At 36.0% G+C, this 24754-nt stretch carries 28 protein-coding genes and 6 tRNA genes; 1 reads left to right on the forward strand and 33 read right to left on the reverse strand.

Annotated features, from left to right (window positions below; all coding sequences use genetic code 11):
* Nucleotides 1-33: 33 nt before the first annotated feature.
* From dprA to FFM61_RS04250, 23 genes are all read right to left on the reverse strand, one after another.
* Nucleotides 34-900 carry a DNA-processing protein DprA gene (gene dprA / locus FFM61_RS04140; protein ID WP_074427350.1) on the reverse strand — a complete coding sequence of 289 codons (867 nt, stop codon included), beginning with the start codon at nucleotides 898-900 and terminating at the stop codon, nucleotides 34-36.
* A 49-nt stretch (nucleotides 901-949) separates the two neighbouring features.
* Nucleotides 950-1714 carry a ribonuclease HII gene (rnhB, locus tag FFM61_RS04145; RefSeq protein WP_074427349.1) on the reverse strand — a complete coding sequence of 255 codons (765 nt, stop codon included), beginning with the start codon at nucleotides 1712-1714 and terminating at the stop codon, nucleotides 950-952.
* The gene (ylqF, locus tag FFM61_RS04150; protein WP_074427348.1) at nucleotides 1704-2579 is read right to left on the reverse strand and encodes a ribosome biogenesis GTPase YlqF; all 876 of its coding nucleotides are present in this window, start codon (nucleotides 2577-2579) and stop codon (nucleotides 1704-1706) included. The genes rnhB and ylqF overlap by 11 nt, the downstream gene beginning before the upstream one ends.
* A gap of 21 nt (nucleotides 2580-2600) precedes the next feature.
* Nucleotides 2601-2822, reverse strand: a complete 222-nt coding sequence (locus FFM61_RS04155) for a YozE family protein (RefSeq protein ID WP_042492488.1) — start codon at nucleotides 2820-2822, stop codon at nucleotides 2601-2603.
* The gene (locus tag FFM61_RS04160) at nucleotides 2819-3436 is read right to left on the reverse strand and encodes a YpmS family protein (RefSeq protein WP_083194468.1); all 618 of its coding nucleotides are present in this window, start codon (nucleotides 3434-3436) and stop codon (nucleotides 2819-2821) included. The genes FFM61_RS04155 and FFM61_RS04160 overlap by 4 nt, the downstream gene beginning before the upstream one ends.
* The gene (locus FFM61_RS04165; RefSeq protein ID WP_074427347.1) at nucleotides 3423-4307 is read right to left on the reverse strand and encodes a GDSL-type esterase/lipase family protein; all 885 of its coding nucleotides are present in this window, start codon (nucleotides 4305-4307) and stop codon (nucleotides 3423-3425) included. The genes FFM61_RS04160 and FFM61_RS04165 overlap by 14 nt, the downstream gene beginning before the upstream one ends.
* A gap of 114 nt (nucleotides 4308-4421) precedes the next feature.
* Entirely contained in the window at nucleotides 4422-5267 is an 846-nt protein-coding gene (locus tag FFM61_RS04170; protein ID WP_074427346.1) for a DegV family protein, read from the reverse strand.
* A 182-nt stretch (nucleotides 5268-5449) separates the two neighbouring features.
* Entirely contained in the window at nucleotides 5450-6316 is an 867-nt protein-coding gene (locus tag FFM61_RS04175) for a DegV family protein (protein ID WP_074427345.1), read from the reverse strand.
* 176 nt (nucleotides 6317-6492) lie between these two features.
* Nucleotides 6493-6909 carry a MarR family winged helix-turn-helix transcriptional regulator gene (locus FFM61_RS04180; protein ID WP_074427344.1) on the reverse strand — a complete coding sequence of 139 codons (417 nt, stop codon included), beginning with the start codon at nucleotides 6907-6909 and terminating at the stop codon, nucleotides 6493-6495.
* Nucleotides 6910-6949: 40 nt separating this feature from the next.
* Nucleotides 6950-7585: a copper homeostasis protein CutC gene (locus tag FFM61_RS04185; protein WP_074427343.1), complete on the reverse strand. Its 636-nt coding sequence runs from the start codon at nucleotides 7583-7585 to the stop codon at nucleotides 6950-6952.
* 102 nt (nucleotides 7586-7687) lie between these two features.
* The gene (locus FFM61_RS04190; protein WP_074427342.1) at nucleotides 7688-9382 is read right to left on the reverse strand and encodes an NFACT RNA binding domain-containing protein; all 1695 of its coding nucleotides are present in this window, start codon (nucleotides 9380-9382) and stop codon (nucleotides 7688-7690) included.
* Between the two features lie 20 nt (nucleotides 9383-9402).
* Complete coding sequence (gene ribF / locus FFM61_RS04195; protein ID WP_074427341.1) at nucleotides 9403-10341, reverse strand: riboflavin biosynthesis protein RibF; 939 nt, start codon at nucleotides 10339-10341, stop codon at nucleotides 9403-9405.
* A 63-nt stretch (nucleotides 10342-10404) separates the two neighbouring features.
* Nucleotides 10405-11316 carry a tRNA pseudouridine(55) synthase TruB gene (gene truB, locus FFM61_RS04200; RefSeq protein ID WP_074427340.1) on the reverse strand — a complete coding sequence of 304 codons (912 nt, stop codon included), beginning with the start codon at nucleotides 11314-11316 and terminating at the stop codon, nucleotides 10405-10407.
* A gap of 115 nt (nucleotides 11317-11431) precedes the next feature.
* Complete coding sequence (rbfA, locus tag FFM61_RS04205) at nucleotides 11432-11785, reverse strand: 30S ribosome-binding factor RbfA (RefSeq protein WP_074427339.1); 354 nt, start codon at nucleotides 11783-11785, stop codon at nucleotides 11432-11434.
* Nucleotides 11786-11823: 38 nt separating this feature from the next.
* Complete coding sequence (gene infB / locus FFM61_RS04210) at nucleotides 11824-14037, reverse strand: translation initiation factor IF-2 (RefSeq protein WP_074427338.1); 2214 nt, start codon at nucleotides 14035-14037, stop codon at nucleotides 11824-11826.
* Between the two features lie 11 nt (nucleotides 14038-14048).
* Nucleotides 14049-14354 (reverse strand): YlxQ-related RNA-binding protein, encoded by a 306-nt coding sequence (locus tag FFM61_RS04215; protein ID WP_074427337.1) that lies wholly within the window; start codon nucleotides 14352-14354, stop codon nucleotides 14049-14051.
* Complete coding sequence (gene rnpM / locus FFM61_RS04220; RefSeq protein WP_074427336.1) at nucleotides 14344-14643, reverse strand: RNase P modulator RnpM; 300 nt, start codon at nucleotides 14641-14643, stop codon at nucleotides 14344-14346. The genes FFM61_RS04215 and rnpM overlap by 11 nt, the downstream gene beginning before the upstream one ends.
* 12 nt (nucleotides 14644-14655) lie before the next feature.
* Nucleotides 14656-15786 carry a transcription termination factor NusA gene (gene nusA / locus FFM61_RS04225; RefSeq protein ID WP_074427335.1) on the reverse strand — a complete coding sequence of 377 codons (1131 nt, stop codon included), beginning with the start codon at nucleotides 15784-15786 and terminating at the stop codon, nucleotides 14656-14658.
* A gap of 17 nt (nucleotides 15787-15803) precedes the next feature.
* Nucleotides 15804-16490, reverse strand: coding sequence for a ribosome maturation factor RimP (locus FFM61_RS04230; RefSeq protein WP_074427334.1), 687 nt, complete (start codon nucleotides 16488-16490; stop codon nucleotides 15804-15806).
* A gap of 165 nt (nucleotides 16491-16655) precedes the next feature.
* Nucleotides 16656-18035: a magnesium transporter gene (mgtE, locus tag FFM61_RS04235; protein ID WP_074427333.1), complete on the reverse strand. Its 1380-nt coding sequence runs from the start codon at nucleotides 18033-18035 to the stop codon at nucleotides 16656-16658.
* 15 nt (nucleotides 18036-18050) lie between these two features.
* The gene (locus tag FFM61_RS04240; RefSeq protein ID WP_074427332.1) at nucleotides 18051-18968 is read right to left on the reverse strand and encodes an RluA family pseudouridine synthase; all 918 of its coding nucleotides are present in this window, start codon (nucleotides 18966-18968) and stop codon (nucleotides 18051-18053) included.
* Nucleotide 18969: 1 nt separating this feature from the next.
* The gene (locus FFM61_RS04245) at nucleotides 18970-19788 is read right to left on the reverse strand and encodes an NAD kinase (protein WP_074427331.1); all 819 of its coding nucleotides are present in this window, start codon (nucleotides 19786-19788) and stop codon (nucleotides 18970-18972) included.
* Between the two features lie 21 nt (nucleotides 19789-19809).
* Nucleotides 19810-20427: a GTP pyrophosphokinase gene (locus FFM61_RS04250; protein WP_074427330.1), complete on the reverse strand. Its 618-nt coding sequence runs from the start codon at nucleotides 20425-20427 to the stop codon at nucleotides 19810-19812.
* A 347-nt stretch (nucleotides 20428-20774) separates the two neighbouring features.
* On the opposite strand from FFM61_RS04250, the gene FFM61_RS04255 reads away from it, so the two are divergent.
* A complete protein-coding gene (locus FFM61_RS04255; protein ID WP_074427329.1) occupies nucleotides 20775-21389 on the forward strand; it encodes a DsbA family protein in 615 nt (204 codons plus the stop codon).
* Nucleotides 21390-21444: 55 nt separating this feature from the next.
* On the opposite strand, the gene FFM61_RS04260 is transcribed toward FFM61_RS04255, so the two are convergent.
* The 10 genes from FFM61_RS04260 to FFM61_RS04305 all read right to left on the reverse strand — a co-directional run bounded on the left by FFM61_RS04260 (nucleotide 21445) and on the right by FFM61_RS04305 (nucleotide 24754).
* The gene (locus FFM61_RS04260) at nucleotides 21445-21963 is read right to left on the reverse strand and encodes a YfcE family phosphodiesterase (RefSeq protein WP_074427328.1); all 519 of its coding nucleotides are present in this window, start codon (nucleotides 21961-21963) and stop codon (nucleotides 21445-21447) included.
* A 2-nt stretch (nucleotides 21964-21965) separates the two neighbouring features.
* On the reverse strand, nucleotides 21966-22562 hold the full coding sequence (locus tag FFM61_RS04265) for an XTP/dITP diphosphatase (protein WP_074427327.1): 597 nt from the start codon (nucleotides 22560-22562) through the stop codon (nucleotides 21966-21968).
* Nucleotides 22563-22588: 26 nt separating this feature from the next.
* Entirely contained in the window at nucleotides 22589-23422 is an 834-nt protein-coding gene (gene murI, locus FFM61_RS04270) for a glutamate racemase (RefSeq protein ID WP_074427326.1), read from the reverse strand.
* Between the two features lie 33 nt (nucleotides 23423-23455).
* Complete coding sequence (locus FFM61_RS04275; RefSeq protein WP_074427325.1) at nucleotides 23456-24085, reverse strand: HAD family hydrolase; 630 nt, start codon at nucleotides 24083-24085, stop codon at nucleotides 23456-23458.
* A gap of 153 nt (nucleotides 24086-24238) precedes the next feature.
* Nucleotides 24239-24310 (reverse strand) — tRNA-Gly (locus FFM61_RS04280).
* Between the two features lie 12 nt (nucleotides 24311-24322).
* Nucleotides 24323-24396, reverse strand: a tRNA-Met gene (locus tag FFM61_RS04285).
* Between the two features lie 26 nt (nucleotides 24397-24422).
* Nucleotides 24423-24496: transfer RNA gene (locus FFM61_RS04290), tRNA-Pro, on the reverse strand.
* Nucleotides 24497-24523: 27 nt separating this feature from the next.
* Nucleotides 24524-24597 (reverse strand) — tRNA-Arg (locus FFM61_RS04295).
* A 9-nt stretch (nucleotides 24598-24606) separates the two neighbouring features.
* Nucleotides 24607-24679 (reverse strand) — tRNA-Lys (locus FFM61_RS04300).
* Between the two features lie 2 nt (nucleotides 24680-24681).
* Nucleotides 24682-24754, reverse strand: a tRNA-Val gene (locus FFM61_RS04305).

Below are 24754 nucleotides of genomic sequence, written 5' to 3' on the forward strand. Positions count from 1 at the left end.
TGCCAAATGCTCATTGTTTAAAATCTACACTAATTAATAAAAATTTTTGAATTCTAGTACAATTTGTTGCGGCACTAGAATAGGCGTAGCTCCAGCCAAAATTAATGCATTAGTCCCTTTAGAAATTTGTTCATCAATACGGCCTGGTACAGCCATTACGGTTCTATTTTGTTCTAAAGCGATCATCGCTGTTATCAAAGAACCCGAACGTTTTTTAGCTTCAACCACGATACAAACATGGCTTAAACCTGCAATAATCCGATTACGTTCCGGAAAATTTTTTCGTTTAGGCCCCTGCCAAGGTAAATACTCAGACAGTAATAATCCATTGGCAGCAATCTTTTCTTGCAATAAATCATCACGTTGCGGATAGGTACAATCAAGTCCCGTTGTAATGATACCAATTGTTTTGCCACCGGCAGCTAATGTCGTACGATGTGTCAATTCATCGATACCTAAAGCTAATCCAGAAACAGTTGTTAATCCTGATTTTACCAGATAAGGTATCCATGCATGTAATATTTTTTTACCGTAGTCCGTGGCTTGACGGGCACCAACAATTGCAACCAATGGCTGGTCTAATAGCTTCAAATCACCTTGATAAAATAAACAAATGGGGGCATCTATACAAAATAATAAATATTTTGGATACTGATCATCACATATTGTGATAAAAGGACATTGTTTAAGCCATTGAAATTGCCTTTGCCAAACTTTTTGCTGATACCAATCATAAATATATTGCTGTTTTTCCTGATTGAGACGGCTCAATTGTAAAATCAATTTCAGGCTAATGTTAGCTAGCTTATTTTTATCCAAATATTGCCAGATACGATAACGCCCTTTAATCGTCAATCCTGGCACTAACATTAACCACAATAAAAAATCACGTTGTTTCATCTAACATCCTCCTACTATAAAAGAGACGTGTGACAGCGTGATTTGTGTATTATTTTAAATGTTTTTTTACTGGTGAAAACGTTTTTCGATGAATAGGCGTCACTCCCAGAGTTGCTAAGCCAGCCAAATGTTCAGCAGTACCATACCCTGCATTACGCTCAAAGCCATAGCCAGGATACTGCATAGCAAAGTCTTTCATTAATGTATCACGATAATTTTTAGCCAAAATAGATGCTGCACCAATAGAAATACTCCGGTCATCACCTTTAATTAATTTTTCTTGGGGCAATGGTAAGTCAACAGTCATCGCATCAATCAACAAACCATCTAGAGGTACATGTAACGATTCAATTGCTAGACGCATAGCAACTCGTGAAGCTTCATAGATGTTTAAAGAATCAATTTGTTCAGCATCAACAATCCCAAATGCAAAATCAACAACCTTTTCACGTAATTCTTGATCTAATTTCAAACGTGTTTTTTCAGTTAATTGTTTAGAATCATGCACAATCGTCATATCAAATGACTCATCAATAACAACTGCTGCAGCAACAACAGGACCAGCTAATGGTCCCCGACCAACTTCATCGACACCGGCCAACTGTGCACCTCGTTGCCAAGCTTGTTTTTCAAATACTAGACGGTTTTCAAATGCTTGGTTTTGATGCCGTTCTTTTTCTTGCTGTTTATCATACTGCACTAATAATTTTTTCACACCAATTCGTTGGTCTTGTCGCCAACGTATCAAATCATCTGCAGTTGGATCGCCCTTTAATAAACCTTTTATTAACCCAATTGTTTCTTTACGATTCATCAATTACTTCACCAATATTATCACTAGGTAATTCAAGCGTATAACGCCCTATTTTACCTCGTCTTAAATCAAGGAGCATCCTTTCAGCGGCACGATTGTAATCATCTTTAAATCCTAATTTTTGTGTAATTGTTAATAGGATATCGACATCTGATTGCGTTTCCCAAATGTTTTCACTTAGATGATATCTCGTTATAATCGCTTCTGAGTTATATTCTCTAAAGAATTTTAAAACAGCCAACGCAATATCATCCAAATTAATTAATTGATCTTTGATAGCGCCAGTCATCGCCAAATGTTGACCAACTCTTTGATCAACAAACTTAGGCCACAACACTCCTGGGGTATCTAGTAATTCTAAATTTGTTGGTGTTTTTAACCATTGTAATTTTTTCGTAACTCCTGGACGATCACCTGTGATAGCCACGTTTTTAGTTACCAAATGATTCAATAGTGTCGACTTACCAACATTAGGAATACCAGCTACTAAAGCACGGATTGCCTTATCTTGCACTCCTTTTTCTGCCAAATTTGCCCATTTATCTGCCAAAACTAGGCGAGCTGCTTTGGTGATAATTTGTGGTGTTTTATGGCCACGAGTATCTAAAGATACAACTGATAACCCTTGTGATTCAAAATAAGTACGCCAAATACTTGTTCTTTCTGGGTCAGCGAGATCTGTTTTAGTCATTACGATTAGTCTTGGCTTGTCGCCTAAAACTTCATCTAATTCTGGGTTTCGTGATGATAATGGAATGCGGGCATCTACTAACTCAAACACAATATCCACGTGCTTTAAATTTTCGCGCATCAATCGAAATGCTTTCGCCATGTGCCCTGGGAACCATTGTATAATTTGAGACATATTAAACTCCTCTATTTGTCATTATGATTCTGATATCAAATATTGTGACCATGCTTGATCAAAAATCGACATACTGTGTAAATACGTCGCATTTTCTTCTAAATACCGAGATACAAAATCAAAATCATCCGTATGTTTAGGAAATTGTGTATCATAAAATGCTGCATTGGCAAAATTTTCAACTTCGTCACTGGTTACTGGATTACGTTGTGTCATTAGCCATTGAAAAAATGAACGTCTCATTTATCTGAAAAGCCTCCTTTAAATACAAATTTATCGTTTTTGGGATCAATTTGAACTGCTTTAACACGTACCCCTTGTACTTTTGGCGCTTTACCTAAATCAATCAATAAAGTTTGCTTATGCGAGTCTAGTATCAACCACTTAGGTAAATCAACTTTTTTGCCAAAATAAGTCATAATAAATTTTACCGGTAATGGTAATTGACCAACAGCAACTGAATCTGCGTGTAATAAAATCCCACCATTTTTGGTTACTTCTGGCGTCATTTGCATCCCGAAATCAACAGATTGACCAAATAAACGATACGTACCATAAACCATCATGCCTTTTTTTTGCATTTCAAAACGAAATTGCTTACGTAATGACGGATCTGCATTGATATATTTTTCAACTAAAGCATTTAGTTCTTTACGACTAATACTGACCTCAAATGAGGCTTGTCCAATTTCTGGTCTCGTATCAGTTACATGCTTATGACTTTGTGGCATTAACATTAATCCAATGCTAATGATAACCAACACTAACAATGTTCCTAAAATACCTTTAAAAGCCCCTTGCCGACGTGCCATTTTAATACGTACGTCAGCACCTGGTCGCATATTATTTTTTGTCATTGATTTTTAACCATTCCTGTTTCGTAGCTGCCATTTTCTGGGCTAACAGAGCACTCATTTTATCATAACCCGTATCATTTGGATGGTAATGATCCTGCGTTGTTATGTAATGATTACGTTCGTTTTGGGCCTTTACTTGCAAGGCTTTTGTCACCATGCTGTTATTTAGCGAGCCACGATTAGCTAGCTTAGCAGATGCCCGTAATTTTTCACGTGCTATTTTTGTTGTATATTGACCGTAAGTTAATGTTTTAAAAGTTGAAACATAGTAAACTCGTTGATCAGCAGATGCTAAATTAGCATTAATATCATTATAAATCTTAACATCTGCATTTAAGTCATCACGATTAGCTAAGTAAACATATAACGGATTATAATTACCGAACAAATAGATAGGTGCATTGTTATTTTGTTTTTCGATAAAATTAACTAAAGCTATCAAATTTTCAGTATAATTCGGCATTGCTTGTGCAACATATTTCGTAACATCTTGTTCAGATTTAGAAAAAATACCTTTGAACAGTGTCTGCTGTAAATCATTACCACCCACCGTCAAAGCAATAACATCTGCTTTTTTTAATTGTTTAATTGCCTTTGGATTAGCTTTAATTCGTTTTAGAATTTGGTCAGACCGATCGCCAGCTTTACCATAATTGGCAGTTTTAACTTTAACATCATATTTATCAGCAATAATTTGTGCAGTTCTTTTTGTGTAACCTTGTTGTGTAGTTGTATCGCCCACTCCTTCAGTTAAAGAATCGCCTACTGCAATAAAATTAATTGTTTTTTTATCAGCTGCATGAATTATCCCTGTATTCAATAAAAACACAGCACACATGGCTATTAAACAGCATATTATTTTTTTAAACATATCAGCAACTCCTCTCTGAACAAGATAACCTAATGTATTATTTTACCATATTTACCAAGACACGAAAAATAGCGGGACATGACCGTCCCGCTATTTTATAACCATTAACTTTAATTAATTTAATTGATAACTAAAACCAATAGCTGCATCACCAGTATGTGTTGCAACAATCGGTGTTGTTTGTTGTAACACAATGTGCGTATCTGGAAACATTGCTTTTAACTGTTCACCGAGTTCTTCACGCTTTTCTGGAATCCCTGCCGTTGAAATACCAATAGCATGTACACCATTAGGAGCTGCTTGCAAGATATCAGTAATCTTTTTAAAATAAGCCTTCGTTGATTTCGCACCACGACCTTTTGTTTCAACGTTAATATTACCTGAAACAACATGTGCACCAATACGAATATTCAACATACCAGCTAGGAGACCTGCCGTTTTTGATAAACGACCACCCGCAACTAAATTATCTAATTTTGAGACCATCAAATATTGTTCTGTTTTGGTCTTTACAGCCTCAATTTCGGCTAGTACTTCATCACGTGTAGCACCTTGAGCTGCCTTTTTAGCTGCTGCCAAAACAATCATGCCAAGTGAACGATCAATTAGATCAGAATCAATAACAGTAACATCCCCATCTACCATCATTGCTGCTTGAGAGGCAGCATCAACTGATCCAGATAATCCCTTTGTCAAATGAATTGAAATAACTGATGATTCATCAGCAACTAAAGGCTCATATACCTCCGTGAATAATCCTAAAGCTGGTTGTGAAGTTTGTGGTAAACTTTTAGCTACTGCCATTTTATCCATGAATTCTACTGGTGATATTGTAATACCATCTTGGTACGTAACACCATCAATAACAATAGTTAATGGCACTACTGTTATTTGATATTTCTCAATTTCATCCGGCAACAACATCGCTGTCGAGTCAGTTACAATTTTTACTTGGGCCATTATCTTTACTTCCCCGTTTTCTCTAATTCAATATACTTAATTGTCTCATTTTTATATTATTTTTTCAATTAACTAATATACAAAAACCTATAATCTAGTCTTTGTAACTACATTACAGTCAACATCCTACACAAAAAAAGCTGCAATCAATAATCTATTGGATAACAACAGCTTTCTTTATCTTAAAGTGAGTCTGGGTCACGTAACCAGGCTAAAACAAGTGCCCCTTTTCCTAAATGAGCACCAATCACAGGACCAATATATGAATATTCAATCAGCATGTCAGGATACTTTTTTTGTAATTCGTCATGCCAAGCTTTACCAGTCACTTCATCATTTCCTTGAATAACAATAGCACGCAATGGATAATCAGCTTGATTTTTAGCTTCTGCAAATAAAGTTTCTGCGCGCTGCATTGCTTTTTTCATTGATCTTACTTTTTCAAATGGCACAATATGATTTGTTTCATTATCAAAAGTTAAAAGTGGCTTTATTTTTAGCATCGTACCAATAAATGCTGAGGCATTTGACAAACGCCCTCCGCGCACTAGATTTTGTAAATCATCAACAATAAAGCATTCATCAACCGTTGTCGACAACACATCTATTGTTTTGATAATTTCAGTAATATCTAGTCCTGCTTGTGCCATTTGAGCGGCCTTCATAACCATATGCCCCATTAGACGCACTGTAATCTTTGAATCATAGCCATAAACTTCAAAGTCCTCAACCATATCATTCAGGCTAGCAACTGTGCTAACAGTCCCTGAAATAGTTGATGCTAAATTAATGACCAAGGCAGCATCATAGCCTTCTGCTTTTAAATTATCAAATAATGATAACCAAACACCAACTGCTGGTTGTGAAGTTGTCGGAAATTCTGAAGATGTAGTTAATTTTTCATAAAACTCTTCAGTTGTGATATCCACACCTTCACGGTAAGTCACGCCATCAATAATAACTGGTATCGAGACGACTTTTATATCATATTTATCAATTTCTTCCTGACTCAAATAAGCAGTTGAGTCAGTTACGACTGCAAGTTTCATTTAATTAAATCCTTTCGAAGCCATTTGACGTCTATCGTAACGTCAATTAATTACTGATAATATATCTATATTTTATAATCAGTAAAAAATTATTTTAATATGTAAAACGACTTAGTTACTCGGTAAATCATACCATAAATCAAAAATGTTTTCATTTTAGTTCTAAAACTAAAATTTTAAAGCGGTTTCTTCATTGATTTGTGCAGCCGATTTAATAATATTTGTAACATATTAAGTTCTTCATCAGACCATAATTGAAAAACTTTATCTTGAAAAGATGCATATTTAACGTTAGCTTCTTTAAGTGTGTCATCTCCTGCCAATGTTAATTCATAGCGTAATTGACGATTACTATGGCCAACTACTCCACTCATAATCAATCCCTTTTTCTGTAATGAATGTAATTGACGCGATAAAGTAGAATGATCTAATCCCGTTTCAACTGATAGTTTGTCTTGTGTATTAATCTTATTTTTTAACAAATTAAGTAATTTCCATTCAGCAATAGTTATCCCATGATTTTTGGTGATCGTTAATAACACAATTTTATGCTGTTCTTCTGCTTGCTTTAACGCTTCAAAAATTGTTTTCATCTATCAATTCTCCCAAATAATTATTCATTAATAAAATTTGCTATAATGCGATAATTTTAGATCCGTGAACCTCTTTAACACCCAATTTTTCAACAACATTAGCTGCATTTTGATATGTCACACCACCACCTGGCATAATAATCAGCTTATCAGGTGCCATAGCAACGATTTCTTGTAGGTGGTCGATAGTTTCATCTATTTTCTTATCAAGTTGACCACCATGCGTTAAAATACGAATAACGCCATATTGATATAGCCATTGCAATGCTTGACCTTGATATGCATTATCAATTGCATCAAATGCCATATGATAAACAACTCGCATTGGTTTTGCTGCCTCAATTAATTTAATCATATTGTGTTTATCTAACCGGCCTTTAACATCAACAATACCAAAAGTAACCATTTTGACCCCTAAACTTTTAAACAATAAAATTGATTGACGCATATTTTCAATTTCAGCATAATTGTAATTAAAATTACCCGCTCGTGGTCTAATCATCACAACCAATTCAACTTTAGCGGCCCGTGCTATATCAACAGCTTGTGCGACTATATGCCACGCTGGCGTTAACCCCCCCAATTCTAAATGAGCATTTAACTCAACCCGATTTATACCACTAGCAATTGCTGATTTCATGGTAGGTATATCACCCAATGCAATTTCTCTTTTCATGAAACGTCCCCGTTATATAATTTTTATTTAATAACTCATCTATTATAAGATACTAAAAAAGGCCAACTAATACACGTGATTAGTCCGACCTTAAGTGTTTTATTAATTATTTTGGCGTAATTTTTGAACAATTTGACTATCAGGAGTTACTGCGATTGTCGTTTGTCCCTCAAAAATAACAAAACCTGGTTTACTGCCATTTGGTTTTCTCAGACGACGTACTGGTAGATAGTCAACTGGTACATTAGCTGAATCACGTGCTTTAGAAAAGTACGCTGCTAACATAGCTCCCTCATATAATGTATCTTGAGAAGGATCACTACTATGAATAATTACGTGTGATCCTGGAATATCTTTAGTATGTAACCAAATATCTGATTTATTCGCCGTTTTCATTGATAAACGTTCATTTTGTAGATTATTTTTACCAACTTCGATTAACGTACCGTCAGTGGCATAAAATTTTTCTGGCTGGCTGACCTTAGTTTTTTGCTTCTTTTTACTTTGAACACGTAAATAGCCTTCTTGCGTTAATTCTTCTCGAATTTCAGCAATATCTTTTGGTGAGGCAATATCAATTTGCGCAATCAATGTTTCAAAGTAATCGACTTCTTTTTGTGCTAAATTTATCTGTGAATTCAAATATTTTACTGAATTTTTCAATTTATTATATTTAGTAAAATACTTTTGTGCGTTTTGTGATGGCCCAATCTGGTTAGACAATGGAATAACCATCATCGCATTATTATCATAATAATTAGGTAATGTGATTTCTGTTGTGCCACGCTGTATTTGTGACATGTAAGTCGTTAATAACTCCCCTTTAATTCGGAATTCATCAGCATGGTCAGCATTTTCTAGTTCTGCATGTTGTTTTTTAATTTTATTTTTGTTCTTTTTCAATTCATTACGCACTGTCCGTAAAACAATTGTTGCTTGTTGTTGTACACGATCATGTTCAGATTTTTCTGAAAAATATGCGTCCAACATTTCACTAAGCATCTCAAAAGTTGCCGTATTGCCAGTAAGCGTTAACCAATCGAATGGTGCAAATGCAATATTTCTTTCAGTTGTAATTAACTGTGGTTTTGGCTGGTTAAATTTATCTAACCAAGCTTGTGCCATTGCTAATGCATTTCCTGATTCTTGTAAAACTGTTGCCAATTCATTGGCTGAATCATGTGCAAAACCTTGAAAATGATGCTGAATTTCTTTAGCCAAATCACCAACTTTAGGATTATCCAAAATTAAATTGGCCAACCCCTCTAAACTATTGAACGGATTAATAACATCTTGTTTAGGTGGTAAAACATACGTTCCACCTGGCATTAAAGTACGTACACGATTTTGATCTGCTGGTACATGTTTAATTAAATCAATAATTTGCTGCGTCGCTTCGTTAACTAAAAATAAATTAGAATGGCGTCCCATCATTTCAAGAATTAAAGTCGTTTGCTCCTCATCCCCCAATTCATCACGTCCTGAAGTCACAAAACGAATAATACGGTCGTTTTCAACTTGCTCCACACGTATTAGTCTTGATCCTTCCAAATGTTTGCGCAACATCATCGCAAAATTTGGTGCAGTCTGTGGATTTGTATATTTAATTCGGGAAATTTGAGCACGTGCAAAAGACGGATGAGCACTTAATAGTACCGGATAATTTTTTCGATTACTACGAATAACTAAGAAAATTTCATTTGCATATGGCTGATGAATCTTCATTATCCGTCCACCTGAAAGCGTCTCATTTAACTCCTTAACCATTGCGTGTGTAAATAGTCCATCAAATGACATATTAGCTACTTACCTCCTTTTCACTTATTGTCTTTTAAGAATAATCGTGATTGTTGTTCATCTTTTGCTAATTGCTTAATAAGTTCTTCTTTATTAGCAAATTTCACCTCACCACGTAAGAAATGATGCCACTTTACTTGGACTGTTTCCCCATAGATGGCGTTATGAAAATCAAATAAATTAATTTCAACAGTCTTTGGTCGGTTTTCACCAAAAGTAACATTATAGCCAATTGACGCCATTCCAGGATACCAAGTATCACCAATTTTCATTTCTACAACGTAAATACCAATACCTGGTAATCTTTCACCAGATGTTGTTTCAACATTTGCGGTAGGGTAACCTAATTCACGACCTCTAGCCTCACCATGCACAATTAGACCCGTTGTTTCATACGGACGCAACAATAATCTTTGCGCTTCATCCAAGTCACCATTATCAATCAATTGCCGTGTTCGTGTGGAAGCACTCTCTTGACCATCAACGTTAACTTGTTGTACTTCAATGACGTCAAAACGATTCTCGGCATAGACTGGTAAATGCATCATGTCAGCATTTTTAGGACCATATGTATGATCAAATCCTGCCACAACTGCAGCTGCGTGTAGCCCAACCATATATTGGTTAACAAAATCTTGTGGATCTAATTTTGAAAATTGAGATGTAAAGCTCACAACATAAGCAATATCCACCCCTAACGATGCCAATATTTCCAGCTTTTTTGGTAAAGTTGTTAAATAAGTTAGTGGTGTTGTATACGTTTTAAATGCCACAGATGGGTGGTGATCATAAGTTAACACTGCTAATTTAAGGCCACGTTTTTTCGCTTCTTGTGCTGCCTTTTTGATAACCATCCGGTGTCCGGCATGCACACCGTCAAAAAAACCCATTGCTAACACAATTGGATCTTTTTTAATTTGATCAGGTTTATATGGATGATGCAAATAAATAACTTCCATCGCTAAGACCTTCTTTTCTTTGTATTCAATATACCAATCATAACATAATATGGTATTGCACCATTACTCGATTGAGAAAGTTCGATATGCCCGATACTGATTTTTATCTTTTCGCCAATGGAAGACCGATTTAACCTCACCATGATACGTCAAAACAATTTTATCTTGTATTGGTTCTAACAAACTAGCTGGTTGTCCAATACCATGCTTTACTTGTTCCCATTGTTCATCACTTAATTCAACATGTATAAATTGCTCAACTGCTGTTGAAAGAGGCATTAGCCACTCACCTAATTCACTATCTAATTTCATTCGATTAGCGATATCATTTAGACTATGTGCCTGTTTAATCTCATATCCACCAGCGTTAACGCGGGTCAGTTGACTCATAACAGAAGGTACCTTTAATTGTCTACCTAAATCAACGGCTAAAGTTCGAATATAAGTTCCCTTAGAAACTTTCGCAACAAATGTAAATGACTGCGTCTGTTTTTTAACATCAAAAACTGGTTCTGATGTTAAATTAAACTCATATATTGTTGCTTGTCGGTGTGGTCGTTCAACTATTTCTCCAGCACGTGCATAATCATATAAACGACGACCATTAACCTTTACCGCTGAGTACATAGGCGGAATTTGTACAATTTCACCAGTTAATGAAGCCATAGCGGTTTGTATTTCATCAACTGAAAAAGGACACTCTAAGGCTTTGGTTTCAATAACTTCCCCATCCAAATCCTCTGTCGTTGTTGCAAACCCTAAGGTGACTGAACCAGTATAAGTTTTACCTGCCTCTTGTAAAAATTCGATCGTTTTAGTGGCTTTCCCTAAAGCAATTGGCAATACACCATCAACATTCGGATCCAAAGTTCCTGCATGACCAATTTTTTTCATGTTTAAAATACGGCGTAATTTAAAAACGACATCATGCGAAGTCATGCCTGCTTCTTTATAGATTGGTAAGATTCCGTCCATATCATTCTCCTTTATCCTAAAAACTATATGTATATTAAAGGGTCTCTCATACCACAATCTTGTAGCAAAGAAAGACCCTTTAATTAATTATTTGGCTTAGCTAAAGTGTAATCAATTAATCTCGATGTAATTGACGAATTAAATCATCAATTTTATCACCATACTGTACTGATTCGTCTTTAACAAATTTTAGCTCGGGCGTTTTATAGATACGCAACCGTGAACCCAATTCTTTACGAATTAAACCAGTTGCGGCATCAAGTCCATCTGCAGCCTTCTTATTAACAGAAGCCAATTCAGATAACACGCTATAAAATATCTTTGCTTGTTGTAAATCGCCGGTTACTTCAACTCCGGTTACTGTTACACCTTCTACTCGTGGATCACGAATGCGCTTTAGTAATAAGTCATTGACTTCACGTTGAATTTCTTGTTCCAACCGACCAACACGAAAGTTTTGTCGTGCCATATTAACTTCCTCCTATCAATATTGTTATATAACGAGGATTAGCGTGGAATTTCTACCATTTCGTAAGCTTCAATAACATCGCCAACCTTTTCGTCATTGTACTTTTCAATAGTTAGACCGAAATCATAACCGTTCTTAACTTCTTTAACATCGTCCTTGTAACGACGTAGTGAACCGATTTTACCATCAAAGATAACAATACCATCACGAATCAAACGAACTGAAGAATTACGGGTAATCTTACCAGACATCACCATACCACCAACAATTGTACCAACCTTAGATACCTTAAATAGGTCACGAACCTCGGCAGTACCAACAATCTTTTCTTCAAACTCTGGGTCTAATTGCCCCTTCATTGCAGCTTCAATTTCATCAATGGCGTTATAGATAACGCTGTGTAGACGAATTTCTACCTTATCTGAATCAGCTTGTTGCTTAGCTTGTGGTGTAGGACGAACATTAAATCCAACAATGATAGCTCCTGATGCTTCAGCAAGCGTCACATCAGACTCGTTAATTGCTCCAACGGCTGTGTGAATAATATCAACCTTAACACCTTCAACATCAATTTTATTAAATGAACCTGCCAATGCTTCAACTGAACCTTGAACATCTGCCTTAATAATAACAGGCACAGACTTCATTTGCTTTTCAGCCATTTTGTTAAATAGATCTGAAACTGAAACGATGTTATTACGGTTTCGTTCTGCAATAACAGCACGCTTTGCACGCTCTTCACCTGCTGCACGCGCTGTCTTCTCGTCTGCAAAGACAACAAAACGATCACCAGCTGATGGTACATCATTTAATCCAGTAATTTCAACCGGCGTAGATGGCAAAGCTTCCTTAACACGGCGTCCACGATCATTAGTCATTGTACGTACACGACCATACGTGTTACCAACAACGATGGGGTCACCAACATGCATTGTTCCTTGTTGAACAAGCACAGTTGCAACAGTTCCACGGCCCTTATCCAAACGTGCCTCAACAACTGATCCAGCGGCTTGCTTGTTAGGGTTTGCTTCAAGTTCCAAAACATCAGCCGTTAATAGAATCATTTCTAATAATTCATCAATGTTTTGACCAAACTTAGCTGAAATATTAACAAAGATAGTATCTCCACCCAATGCTTCAGGGATCAATTCATATTGCATTAATTGATTAATAACATTTTCTGGGTTTGCTCCCGGCTTATCAATCTTGTTAACGGCAACAATAATCGGCGTACCCGCAGCCTTGGCGTGGTTAATTGCTTCAACTGTTTGTGGCATAACACCATCATCAGCTGCAACAACCAATACAGTAATATCGGTAATATCTGCCCCACGTGCACGCATTGCGGTAAAGGCTGCGTGTCCAGGAGTATCCAAAAATGTTACAACACGATCATTTAATTTAGTTTGGTAAGCACCGATATGTTGCGTAATACCACCAGCTTCACCATCAGTGACGTGTGAATTACGTAGGTAATCAAGCAAAGTTGTTTTACCATGATCAACGTGTCCCATAATTGTAACCACTGGTGCACGTGGTGACATGTTATCTTTATCATCGTCTTCAGACTCAAAAGACTTGTCTAAGTCGGCAATATCAACTTCAACTTTTTGCTCAGCTTCAATACCATAATCGGCTGCTAACAATTCAATTGTATCAGCATCTAATGACTGATTTTGGTTAACCATCACACCCAACATAAACATCTTTTTGATAATCTCAGTTGCATCACGATGGATCAACTTAGCAATATCTTGTACGTTCATACCAATTGAATAAATAAGTGTTTCTGGTAATGGTTGTTCCTTACGAACAGTTGGTGCTGGACGGTTTTCATTATTATTACGGTTACGTCCAGGACCTTTCTTACCGCGTCGATTATTGTTACGATTACCGTTGTTATTTTTGTTATTATTAAAACGACGGTTCTTATTTTGTGAATTACGGTTGTTATTTGTGTTATTACGACCGTTGTTACTGTCGCTAGTAGTACGTGGTTGAGAACCATTTGCCTTATTGCGTGGCGTTTGGTTACCTTCACGCTTTACATTCTTATTTTGATCACCTGATTGTGACTTTGGTGATTGGTTGTTCTTCTTGTTTTTTGCAGCAGTTGTCAATGTTTTAACCGTCTTATCATCTAATGTAGACATATGATTTTTAACTGGTATATTAACCCCATTTGCAATTGACACTAGATCCTTTGATGAAATATTTAAATCTTTTGCCAACTCATAAACTCGCTTGGTCATATAACTTCCTCCTAATTATCTAAGTATTCTCGCATTTTTTTCGCAAAGCCTTGATCGGCAACAGCAATAACCGTTCGTGCTAACCCTGTTGCATCACCCAATTCTTGGCGTGTAAATGTCGTTGAAAACGCAACTTTATAACTGTTTGTCTTGTCAGTGAATTTCTTTTTACTTGATTCACCACCATCAGCTGCAAAAAATACTAAACTTGCTTTGCCAGAACGAATTGCATTCAAAACTAAATCTTCACCAGTTACTAATTTTCCTGCACGCCTAGCAAGACCCAATAAGTTTAATAATTTTTGCCTATTTTGCATCACCGAATAACTCCTTACGTGCTGCTTGATGGTCGACGTATGCAATTAAGTCATCATAAAATTGGTCATCAAGTTTTGTTTCAAATACTTTATCAAAAATACGCTTTTTCTTCGCAGTTTCTGCTACTTCAACTGATAGAGAGATGTACGCACCACGACCGTTTGCTCGATTTGATGGATCTAAGGTGACTTCACCTTCTGGTGTTCGCACAATACGAACAAGTTCCTTTTTGGGTACCATTTCCCCAGTAACAATATCTTTACGCATTGGAATCTTACGTGGTTTCATAAACGGTATCTCCTATTCTTCTGAATCGTCGTCTAATTCAAATCCTGTATTGTAATCATCAGCTTTTTTAAAAACTGGTTGTTCATTGAGTGTCGCAATAACTTCATCACGAGCTGATTCAGGCTTAATGTCAATCTTAAAACCAGTTAAACGGGCAGCTAAACGGGCATTTTGACCACGCTTTCCAATAGCCAATGATAGTTGATAATCTGGTACAAGGACCGTAGCAGCACGATCGTTATTCTTATCAAAAATAACTTCAACAACTTCAGCCGGATTCAATGAATTTTTAATAAATTCAGCTGGATCCTCCGTCCACTCCACAATATCCATATTTTCACCAGACAATTCTGTAACAACAGTTTGGACACGGGCGCCACCTTGTCCAACCATTGTTCCAACTGCATCTAGATTTTCATTGTGTGAATATACAGCGATTTTTGAGCGGTCACCAGCTTCACGGGCAATTGATTTAATTTCAACAGTGCCATCAAAAACTTCAGGTACTTCGGCTTCAAAAAGACGCTTAACCAAACCAGGGTGCGTACGTGAAACAAATACTTGTGGCCCCTTCTTTTCATTTTGCACTTGTGCAACCAAAACCTTAATTTTATCACCCATTTGGTATGATTCACTAGGCATTTGGTCAGTTGGCTTCATTGCAGCCATTTGATTTCCAGGCAAAATGATATATAGGTAACGAGAATCTTCACGTTCAACTTCCCCAGTAACAATTTCATCTTCATAACCAACAAAATTATCATAGACAGCACCACGCTCTGCTTCACGTACTTTTTGCATAATAATTTGCTTAGCAGTTTGAGCTGCTAAACGACCAAAGTCTTTTGGTGTTACTTCAAATCGGATTTCATCCCCAACTTCATAAGCCTTGTTAATATCAAGAGCGTCTTCCAAAGTGATTTGTTCATAAGGTTCATCAATTTCGTCAACAACAGTTTTTACTGCGTAAACTTTAATGTTTCCTTTTTTATTGTCGAATTGTACTTCAACATTTTGTGATTCGTCATAATTTTTCTCATAAGCCTTTTTCAAGGCTTCTTCAAGAGCTTCAATTAGAACTTCTGCTTTAATTCCCTTCTCTTCTTCTAATGCATCAAGAGCTGACACTAATTCCTTACTCATTTTGTTTCTCCGTATTTTTAAAAATCATTTGATTGTCTTGCTTGGGCTACTGCACGACGTGGAATAACAAACTCACTATCATCATCGTTTTTAACAATTAAATTATCATTTGTTATTTGGCTTAGTTCACCCGAAAATTCTTTTTGACCATCAATTTTTTGATAAGTTGAGACGTGTACTAATTTATTAAGTGCCCAATCATAATCTTCATCGCTTACTAATATGCGATCTTGACTCACTGAAAGTCGAGCAGATTTCACATTGGTAAGTGGTACATTAATGAGCTGATGTTTAGCCTTTGAAAATACATCCAATGTTAATTCATCATCGGCAAATGATACTAATTGGCCAATATAATTATCAACACCCGAAGACGCAACTGATAAATCAACCTCAATAAATTTTCCAATTGCCCACAAATAATTTTGTGGTTGTTTTAATTCACGATCTGCCCCTGGTGATGAGACATCTAGAAGGTATGCTTGTGGGAATGGATCAGGCGTAATACTGTCTAGTTCCTCGCTAATGACTTCAGTTAACATCACCAAGTCATCCATATTAATTTCACCCTCAACACGATCTACAAATACACGAAGAACAAAATCACCTTCTTGTTTCTCATACAGAACATCCCATAAATCAAAACCTTTTTTAACTAATACAGGTTTTAAAATTGCTTGAACATCCTCTATAACTTTCGCCATTCTAAACCTCCCTTCATTTATCTTTTCTAATTAACTTAATAAACTCCTTAAAAAAATGAGCGGCCGAGAAAAAATCCGGCCACTCAATTAAGAGCATATTCAATAACAATTTTAATTTTATCATGAATCCACTAAGTAGGCAAGCAACCAGCCTTATACGCCAAATTAGTGCATCATAAATTTATCAATAAATAATTTTGCCACATTAAAATAAATGATAACAGAAGTTAAATCAGACAATGTCGAAATAAATGGACCTGAAGCAACCGCTGGATCAACACCAACTTTATCCATAATCATTGGAATAAATGCACCTGCAACATTGGCTACCAAAATAGCAACCCCCATTGCTAGACCAACCGCAATTCCTAACAATAAATTATGTTTCCAAACCAAAATAACTAAGAAAATGGTTACGCCTGCAATTATGCCAATCATTAACCCAATCAGAATTTCCACTAACAATGATTTAGCTAACGTTTTTTTCTCTTTCAAAGCAATTCTTCTGACTGCAACGGCCAATGATTGCGTACCGGCATTTCCTGCAGTTCCTGTAATTAATGAAATAAAAACTGCTAAAATTGAGGTTTCAGCAACTAAATAATTATAACCATCAATAACAGAAGCCGTACCCATCCCCAAAAAAATTAATCCGATTAACCAAGGAAGACGTTTTAGCGCTGACTTTAAAGGATTATCTTCTAACGTTACCACGTCAACACCAGCTAGACGAGAGTAGTCTTCGGCAGCCTCAGCATCAATAACGTCAACAATATCGTCAACTGTAATCATACCAATCATATTATGCTTTGCGACAACCGGTAATGCAACGAAATTATAATCTGCCATAATTTTAGCAACATCTTCTTGATCATCAACAGGGCCAACCGTAATCAAATTGGTGTCCATGACTTCAGATATTTTGGCTGCATCGGGCCAAATAATCAATGACTTTAATGAAATAACACCAACTAAGGCACCCTCATCATCAAGTACATAAATATAATTGATTTGTTCAGCACCCTGTGCAGCCTCTTTGACAACAACCATCGCTTCGCCAATTGTCAACTTTTGATTAATAGAAATAAATTCTGTACTCATCAAAGAACCGGCAGTATCATCTTCATACTTTAGTAAGCGTTTAATTTCATCCATACTATCTTTGGGCATCAAAGATAAGTACATGGCCAATTCTTCTGGTTCGACCTGTGAAAGTAAATCAACCGCATTATCAGTATACATATCAGATAGCATATTTGCTGCATAACGAGGCGCCATTTCTGACAAAAGATTTTCAAAATCAACATCTTCTGGATCAATTTCATCAAAAATATCAGCTAATTCTGTCGGTGTTACCCATTTAATGATTTGATGACGCAATTGAGTTGTTAGTGAAATATAAAAAACTGCTTGATCATATGTGTGTAATTCATCAAAACTATCTAAAAAAGCATTCTTTTCATTATTTTCAATATAAAATACTAAATGATTAGCCTGTTCTGATAATTCATCGCGTATCGTTAAATCCTGTAATGTTTCCTTCATCTTCTCCCCATACTATTACAATTTGTCAATTTCCTCTTCTGACATATCATTTAATAAAACTTCTTTTAAATCTGCTGGTACAGCGCTGTTTACATGTAATTTACTTTGAATAAATGGATCATAAAACTCTAACCAATATGCATGTAATGCTTGTCTTGAAATCCCTCTATCCATTGGTCCACCATAAATTTCATCACCAATTAATGGATGACCAAGATACTTAAAGTGCACTCTAATTTGATGCGTTCTCCCAGTATGTAATTGGACACGGACCAGTGTTTGATTAGGCATTCTTTTAACAACCCAATATTCTGTTTGTGATGAACGCCCATCTTCTCTTACCTCACGTCGAATGAAATCATCATCCATACGACCAATAGGGGCGTCAATAAGGCCGTGATCATCATCCAAAACACCATCAACTATTGCATAGTAGCGCTTATCAACTGTATGCTTTTGTAGTTGCTTATCTAATAAACCGTGGGCAAAACGATGCTTCGCTAGCAAAGCGACCCCTGACGTGAATCTATCCAAACGTGTCACAACATGTGGTACAAGATCCTCTGCCCCGGTTGAAATCAGATATCCTTTAACCCGATTAACCATTGTTGTTTCACGATCAGCTTTACCAGGAACAGATGTCATACCTGCTTCTTTATCTACTAACAACCAATTTTCATCTTCAAACAAAATTCTGATTGGTAAATTAGATGCAGCAACAACAGCATTGGATGTCTCTGGTGGCATATTTATTTCAACAAAATCGCCAGGTGCAACCTCATCCAAAGTTAAAACTGGTTTTTTATTTAATAATACTTGTCCGCCACCACGTTTAATGATTGAAAACATACGATGTGAAACACCACGCTGCGCCAAAAAGTTTTTGATTCGTAATGTTTCATCACTTTGATTTTGCCAACTAAAATGGGCCAATTTATTTTACCTCCGTGCCAATAAAACTAGCCTGCACACGATGCCAAAAATGCATGTGTCGATACTCAGCAAATTGAATTTTTTGATTTGCAACTTTAAATGAAATCCAATCAATATTAGAAGAAATTTTATTTAAATGATCATAACTGAATGTAACCGCTGAACCATCATTTTCTAACTGAATTTTGATAACTTCATGATTTCCAATAATTAACGGTGATCCCAACGTTCGAAATACACGACTATTGATTGAAGCAATTTCTGCTAATTGAATAGCTTGTAAGCTTGGGTGCATCACTGCACCACCAATGGCTTTATTATAGGCGGTTGAACCAGTTGGCGTTGAGGCTGTTAACCCGTCACCACGAAAGCGTTCAAACAATTCATTTTGAATATAAACATCTGCAACTAACGTACCAAGTGGTCGCTTAATTGCTGCTTCATTTAACGCTAACACTGTTTCTTCGTGTCCATCTGTGTAATGCAAAGTTGCATTTAATAGCGGATACTTCACTGTTTTAGCCGTAGTTTCTTGGTTAATTAAACTTTCGACTAAGTCATCCAGTTCGAAATATTGCCAATCTGCATAAAAGCCTAAATGACCAGTATGCACACCAATGAATCTAATTTTATCTAATTGATTTGTATAATGATGAAAGGCACCTAACAAAGTACCATCACCACCAACAGTAATAACCACTTCCGGATTTTCATCATCAAATATTACTTTACCATTACTCCGTACTGATAATTTGTCTTTTAACAACGAGACAACAGCACGTGAATGTGGCACATTATTACTATATATAGAAATCTTCATATAGTAGTCCATCCTTTATTTTTAACTATCTTGCGGTTTATCTGACGTATTGGCCAGACCATTATGTAATTGTGAAAATAATTTATCGACTTCCATACTTAATGTAGCAGCCTTTTTTAATTTTTCTGACATCTCTGGTGTATATTCACCATCGTATTTATAATTAATAGCATGCTCAATCGTTGCCCAAACATTCATTTGCATCGTTCGAACTTGAATTTCAGCTAATAATTTCTTTTCACCACTACTTAATTGTACTGGATATTCAATGACAATATGATATGAGCGATATCCTGATGGCTTTTCATTAGTAACGTAGTCTCGTTCTTCTAAAATAACGATATCCTTACGTTGACGTAATAAGTCAACTACCTTATAAATATCTTCAGTAAACTGCGTCATAATACGCACGCCGGCTAAATCTTCCATATCTTGTTCAATACGATCCACACTAATATGACGACGAACAAGCTTTTCTTCAATGGCTGAAATTTCTTTGACACGCCCAGTTACAAATTCAATGGGTGTGTGAATACCTTCTATTTCAAACTCAGAACGCATTCCCCGTAACTTCACTTTCAATTCATCAACTGTCTGAACATATGGTTGCAACAGTTTTTCCCATTCTTCACGTGTCATTTCCAAACCCCCAATTATTTGCTTTGTGTCTAATCGTTACAAAATACGTATCCCGTCATATATACTACCAAACTACTAATACTGAAAGCACAAGCTATAAGCAAAAAAATTGTCGGACTCAGTCCAAAAATTATATAATCAAATTAGCTTGATATAACAAATAACACAATGACTTAATTTTACAATTAGTATGCGGTTCTTACCAGTATTATTTAAATAATAATCATATCCCGCTTTTTTTAATTAATCATGTTATATTGAATAAAGCAATTATATAGACACACTAGTAATAATAGCGTACCATTGTTTGGTATGTAAAAAATGTTTTTTGGAGGTTATCGCTTGTCATGTTAGAAGTGTACCACTTCGTAACTCCGCTTTCAGCTGATAGTATCCTGTCAGAAAAGAAAGTCACTAATTATATTAAGCAAACCTCACAGTTTGTTTCTTACCGTATGATACCCGTCGTCACAATGCAATCAGTCAGAGATACTTATATAGAATTAAAGCGGCGTAATCAATTAAAAGTTGACTATGCTACTGTGGCTCGAAATTTATCACAACTTGCATTAGATACCAAAGCTGTGCAGTCGCAAGGTAAAAAAGCAGCTAGAATGTTCTACGCAAAAATGCAGGAATTACTCTTAAATAACACACCATATTCTAAATCATTAGTACTCACAACTTTAGCTAAATTAAATTTAGATACTAATCTTTTTTTAGAAGACTATAATACACCTGCTACCATGTTAGCTCTAAAGCAAGATCAAAATATGGCAGCTACTATGGATATTACGAATTATCCAACAATGATTGTTTGTGACTCAAATCAAGAAAAATATGCGTTTAAAACGTCAGACTTTTCAACTAACGAACTATCACTCATTTTTAATCCGGTTCACCAACCAAATGGTTTAACTTCTACCCCTCATTTAATTAATTATGAAGAAGGCAGTAATTAACATTCAAAAAAATTACGTAGATAACATGCTATCATGTCCTCTACGTAATTTTTATTTAACGATTAAATTCAAATACCAATTCTGGTACTGGTTGCATATCACGTGTATAAAACTGAACATGAAATTGTTCAGGTTCAACTGACAAAAGAGCATAAGTTCCTTTTAAATAAGCATAGGTCCCTTTAGGTAATGAAATTGATCCAGGGTTAACAAATAATTTACCATCAATCATTTCAGCACCTAACATATGTGTATGACCTGAAGTAACTACATCAACATCTTTTGGCGCAACTACTTCTCTTAAATGATTAAGTGATAATTCAGTATGCACAAGATGTCCATGTGTTTGATAAAGTTTTAAATATTTATCTTGATAATCACGGTCATCAGGAAACATTGGATCAGTATCCATATTACCAATAACGGGTAGTAAAGTATCAAATAATTCGTCTGATCGCTTTAATTCTGAATCACCATTGTAAAACATTGACTTAACATGTCCTTGATAGTGATTTACGATATCCACCAAAATTTGACGATCACCATGTGTATCAGAAATAATTAAATAATCCATTTTTAATCCTCCCACCATTCTTTAAAGACTGTTATGAACTTACGTAAGGCATTTCCACGATGTGAAACATCATTCTTTTCTGTCGGGGTCATTTCGGCAAAGGTTTTATCTAAAGCATCATAATAAAATAATGGATCATAACCAAAATCATTATTACCACGAAATGCCGTTAAAATATGCCCATTAACTGCGCCATCGATAACAATTTTTTCACCAGAAGGTTTTAACCCAACAATGACAGTGTGGAAAGTTGCTGTCCGCTTAGGAAATGGTACATTAATTAATTCAGCAAGTAATTTTTTATTATTAGCCAAATCATCATGGTCTCCTGCATACCTAGCAGAATGAACTCCTGGAGCACCATGCAAAGCATCCACACTCAAACCAGAATCATCAGCGACCACGGGTAAATGATAAAATTGGGCAATCGTATGTGCTTTAATCGTTGCATTCTCTTCAAATGTTGCGCCATTTTCTTCTATTTCAGGAACATTTTTTAAATCATTCAATGAAATAACTTCCACGCCAAATGGTGTTAAAAACTCACGAAATTCACGGATTTTACCATTGTTTTTAGATGCAAAAATAATTTTCGCCATTTTAAATACTCCTATTTAATTATCGATTACTTATTAAGTATTAAACAACCATCTTGTATAGCCAAATGTTTGACATCTAAACTATTTGTTTGTAGCCAGCTTTGTGCTAACTTCAAAAAAGTTTTTTGATTACCCGTTGTATAATATTCATCATGTTTTTGTGGGGTGACTGTTAATGATTCATGCTGTATATCTTGTTCTTTTAAAATATTGGCAACAACTGATACTGCAGCTGCACCAGCATCAACAAGTTTAACTTGTTCACCCACTGCCCGTTGAATATATGATGCTAATAATGGAAAGTGGGTACATCCAAGAACTAATGTATCAACATTGCCTTGTTTAATTGGCGATAATATTTTTATTATTTCCTGTTGTATTACACCTGTATCTTTAACAGGCTGTTCAGCAATTTCAACCAATCGTGGCGCTGCTAATTGTGTAATATGGTTAGCTTTATTTACTTTCTTTAACCCATTATAATACGCTTGCGAATTCACCGTTCCCTGTGTTGCAATCACACCAATTTCCTGTGTTTTCGTCACCTTATTTGCCGTCTGAACACCAGGTTGTATAACACCAACTACTGGTATGTCTAAGTTAGCAGTTAATTCATCTAACGCTGCTGCTGTTGCAGTATTACATGCTATCACCAACAATTTAATATTTTTGTCTGTCAAAAAATTAACTAATTCCCAAGTGAATTTTTTGACTTCTTTAGGTTGTCTTGGTCCATATGGCATTCTGGCAGTGTCACCAACATAATATACTTGCTCATTTGGTAATTGCTCTAATGCTTTTTTAACAACAGACAAACCACCTATGCCAGAATCTATATAACCTATTGCTCGGTTATCCATTGTAATCACTTCTTTCAAAAAATTATTAAAAAATCATCTGTTACTCATCGCAAAATCAAATAATTCTTGTGGCGTTTTAAAAATATAATCAGCTTGATTATAAAAAATCATTTGATCACGTACTCCCCACGCAGCCATACCAAATTTTATACCAGCATTGTGAGCTGCTTGCATATCATGGATCGAATCACCAATATACATTGCAAATTGCGGATCAGCTTGTAAATCATTTAATGATTTTAAAATTGGATCAGCAGCAGGTTTCATTTTAGGTGTTTCACCAGCAAACACAAACTGATCAAAATATTTAGCAAGATCAAATTGGCTCGTATTATCCCTAAATTCTTCTTTTGTATTAGATGTTACAATTCCTAGTATAAATTTATTTGCTTTTAGATTTACCAACATCTCATCTACACCGTTGAACACTTTTACTTCATGCCAAAAATCTTTATAATGACTTTGCCACTCTAGTTGCATTTTTTCGGGTTCAGGAGCATTCATTTTAATCAGACCATCTAATGATGGTAATCCAAAAACTCTATATACTTCTTCATATGATTTTTCAATACCTCTATCCTTAAATGTTTGAATAAGAGATTGCATATACATCGCTTCAGTACTCAATAAGGTACCATCGACATCAAAAATAATTGTTTTCATAATCCCCCCAAAAAAATAATTGATATTACTCATTATATAACACTAATAAAATTCATGCATCTGAGTAACAAGTTTAATGTTTTTAATATTAAATTAAAGTAAAAAAAATCTCTAAAATCCTCCATTAGAGAATTTTAGAGATAATCATAACTAAGCGGACGACGGGAATCGAACCCGCATTCCCAGCTTGGAAGGCTGGAGCACTAGCCATTGTACTACATCCGCATTATGATAATATCGCGGCGGGGGGGATCGAACCCTCGACCTCCCGGGTATGAACCGGACGCTCTAGCCAGCTGAGCTACACCGCGAACTATGACAACTACATGTCATATAATCGGGACGACAGGATTCGAACCTGCGACCCCCTGGTCCCAAACCAGGTGCTCTACCAAGCTGAGCTACGTCCCGAAAATTTAACAACTATTCTATTGTTAATGCACCTAGAAGGATTCGAACCTTCAACCTTCTGATTCGTAGTCAGACACTCTATCCAGTTGCGCTATAGGTGCAATATATAATGGGTCGTCTGGGGCTCGAACCCAGGACCCATGGATTAAAAGTCCACTGCTCTACCAACTGAGCTAACGACCCAATGGACGTTACAGGGATCGAACCTGTGACCCCCTGCTTGTAAGGCAGGTGCTCTCCCAGCTGAGCTAAACGTCC

It is taken from the genome of Weissella hellenica, assembly GCF_005405545.1.
Taxonomy (GTDB): Bacteria; Bacillota; Bacilli; order Lactobacillales; family Lactobacillaceae; genus Weissella; species Weissella hellenica.

Bases quoted from the DNA above. Each gene is read 5' to 3' on its own strand.
- dprA (WP_074427350.1), bottom strand. From the start codon at position 900: ATGAAACAACGTGATTTTTTATTGTGGTTAATGTTAGTGCCAGGATTG.
- FFM61_RS04230 (WP_074427334.1), bottom strand. From the start codon at position 16,490: ATGGCGAAAGTTATAGAGGATGTTCAAGCAATTTTAAAACCTGTATTA.
- FFM61_RS04170 (WP_074427346.1), bottom strand. From the start codon at position 5,267: ATGGCCCAAGTAAAAATTGTAACTGACTCGACAGCGATGTTGTTGCCG.
- FFM61_RS04265 (WP_074427327.1), bottom strand. From the start codon at position 22,562: ATGGCGAAAATTATTTTTGCATCTAAAAACAATGGTAAAATCCGTGAA.
- mgtE (WP_074427333.1), bottom strand. From the start codon at position 18,035: ATGAAGGAAACATTACAGGATTTAACGATACGCGATGAATTATCAGAA.
- FFM61_RS04215 (WP_074427337.1), bottom strand. From the start codon at position 14,354: ATGCAAAATAGGCAAAAATTATTAAACTTATTGGGTCTTGCTAGGCGT.
- FFM61_RS04160 (WP_083194468.1), bottom strand. From the start codon at position 3,436: ATGACAAAAAATAATATGCGACCAGGTGCTGACGTACGTATTAAAATG.
- FFM61_RS04155 (WP_042492488.1), bottom strand. From the start codon at position 2,822: ATGAGACGTTCATTTTTTCAATGGCTAATGACACAACGTAATCCAGTA.
- ylqF (WP_074427348.1), bottom strand. From the start codon at position 2,579: ATGTCTCAAATTATACAATGGTTCCCAGGGCACATGGCGAAAGCATTT.
- FFM61_RS04175 (WP_074427345.1), bottom strand. From the start codon at position 6,316: ATGAAACTTGCAGTCGTAACTGACTCAACTGCTTATTTGAGTCAGGAA.
- nusA (WP_074427335.1), bottom strand. From the start codon at position 15,786: ATGAGTAAGGAATTAGTGTCAGCTCTTGATGCATTAGAAGAAGAGAAG.
- FFM61_RS04190 (WP_074427342.1), bottom strand. From the start codon at position 9,382: ATGTCATTTGATGGACTATTTACACACGCAATGGTTAAGGAGTTAAAT.
- rbfA (WP_074427339.1), bottom strand. From the start codon at position 11,785: ATGGCACGACAAAACTTTCGTGTTGGTCGGTTGGAACAAGAAATTCAA.
- FFM61_RS04165 (WP_074427347.1), bottom strand. From the start codon at position 4,307: ATGTTTAAAAAAATAATATGCTGTTTAATAGCCATGTGTGCTGTGTTT.
- FFM61_RS04255 (WP_074427329.1), top strand. From the start codon at position 20,775: ATGTTAGAAGTGTACCACTTCGTAACTCCGCTTTCAGCTGATAGTATC.
- murI (WP_074427326.1), bottom strand. From the start codon at position 23,422: ATGGATAACCGAGCAATAGGTTATATAGATTCTGGCATAGGTGGTTTG.
- ribF (WP_074427341.1), bottom strand. From the start codon at position 10,341: ATGGAAGTTATTTATTTGCATCATCCATATAAACCTGATCAAATTAAA.
- FFM61_RS04180 (WP_074427344.1), bottom strand. From the start codon at position 6,909: ATGAAAACAATTTTTGAAGCGTTAAAGCAAGCAGAAGAACAGCATAAA.
- FFM61_RS04275 (WP_074427325.1), bottom strand. From the start codon at position 24,085: ATGAAAACAATTATTTTTGATGTCGATGGTACCTTATTGAGTACTGAA.
- FFM61_RS04260 (WP_074427328.1), bottom strand. From the start codon at position 21,963: ATGGATTATTTAATTATTTCTGATACACATGGTGATCGTCAAATTTTG.
- infB (WP_074427338.1), bottom strand. From the start codon at position 14,037: ATGACCAAGCGAGTTTATGAGTTGGCAAAAGATTTAAATATTTCATCA.
- rnhB (WP_074427349.1), bottom strand. From the start codon at position 1,714: ATGAATCGTAAAGAAACAATTGGGTTAATAAAAGGTTTATTAAAGGGC.
- FFM61_RS04245 (WP_074427331.1), bottom strand. From the start codon at position 19,788: ATGAAGATTTCTATATATAGTAATAATGTGCCACATTCACGTGCTGTT.
- rnpM (WP_074427336.1), bottom strand. From the start codon at position 14,643: ATGAAACCACGTAAGATTCCAATGCGTAAAGATATTGTTACTGGGGAA.
- FFM61_RS04185 (WP_074427343.1), bottom strand. From the start codon at position 7,585: ATGAAAAGAGAAATTGCATTGGGTGATATACCTACCATGAAATCAGCA.
- truB (WP_074427340.1), bottom strand. From the start codon at position 11,316: ATGGACGGAATCTTACCAATCTATAAAGAAGCAGGCATGACTTCGCAT.
- FFM61_RS04250 (WP_074427330.1), bottom strand. From the start codon at position 20,427: ATGACACGTGAAGAATGGGAAAAACTGTTGCAACCATATGTTCAGACA.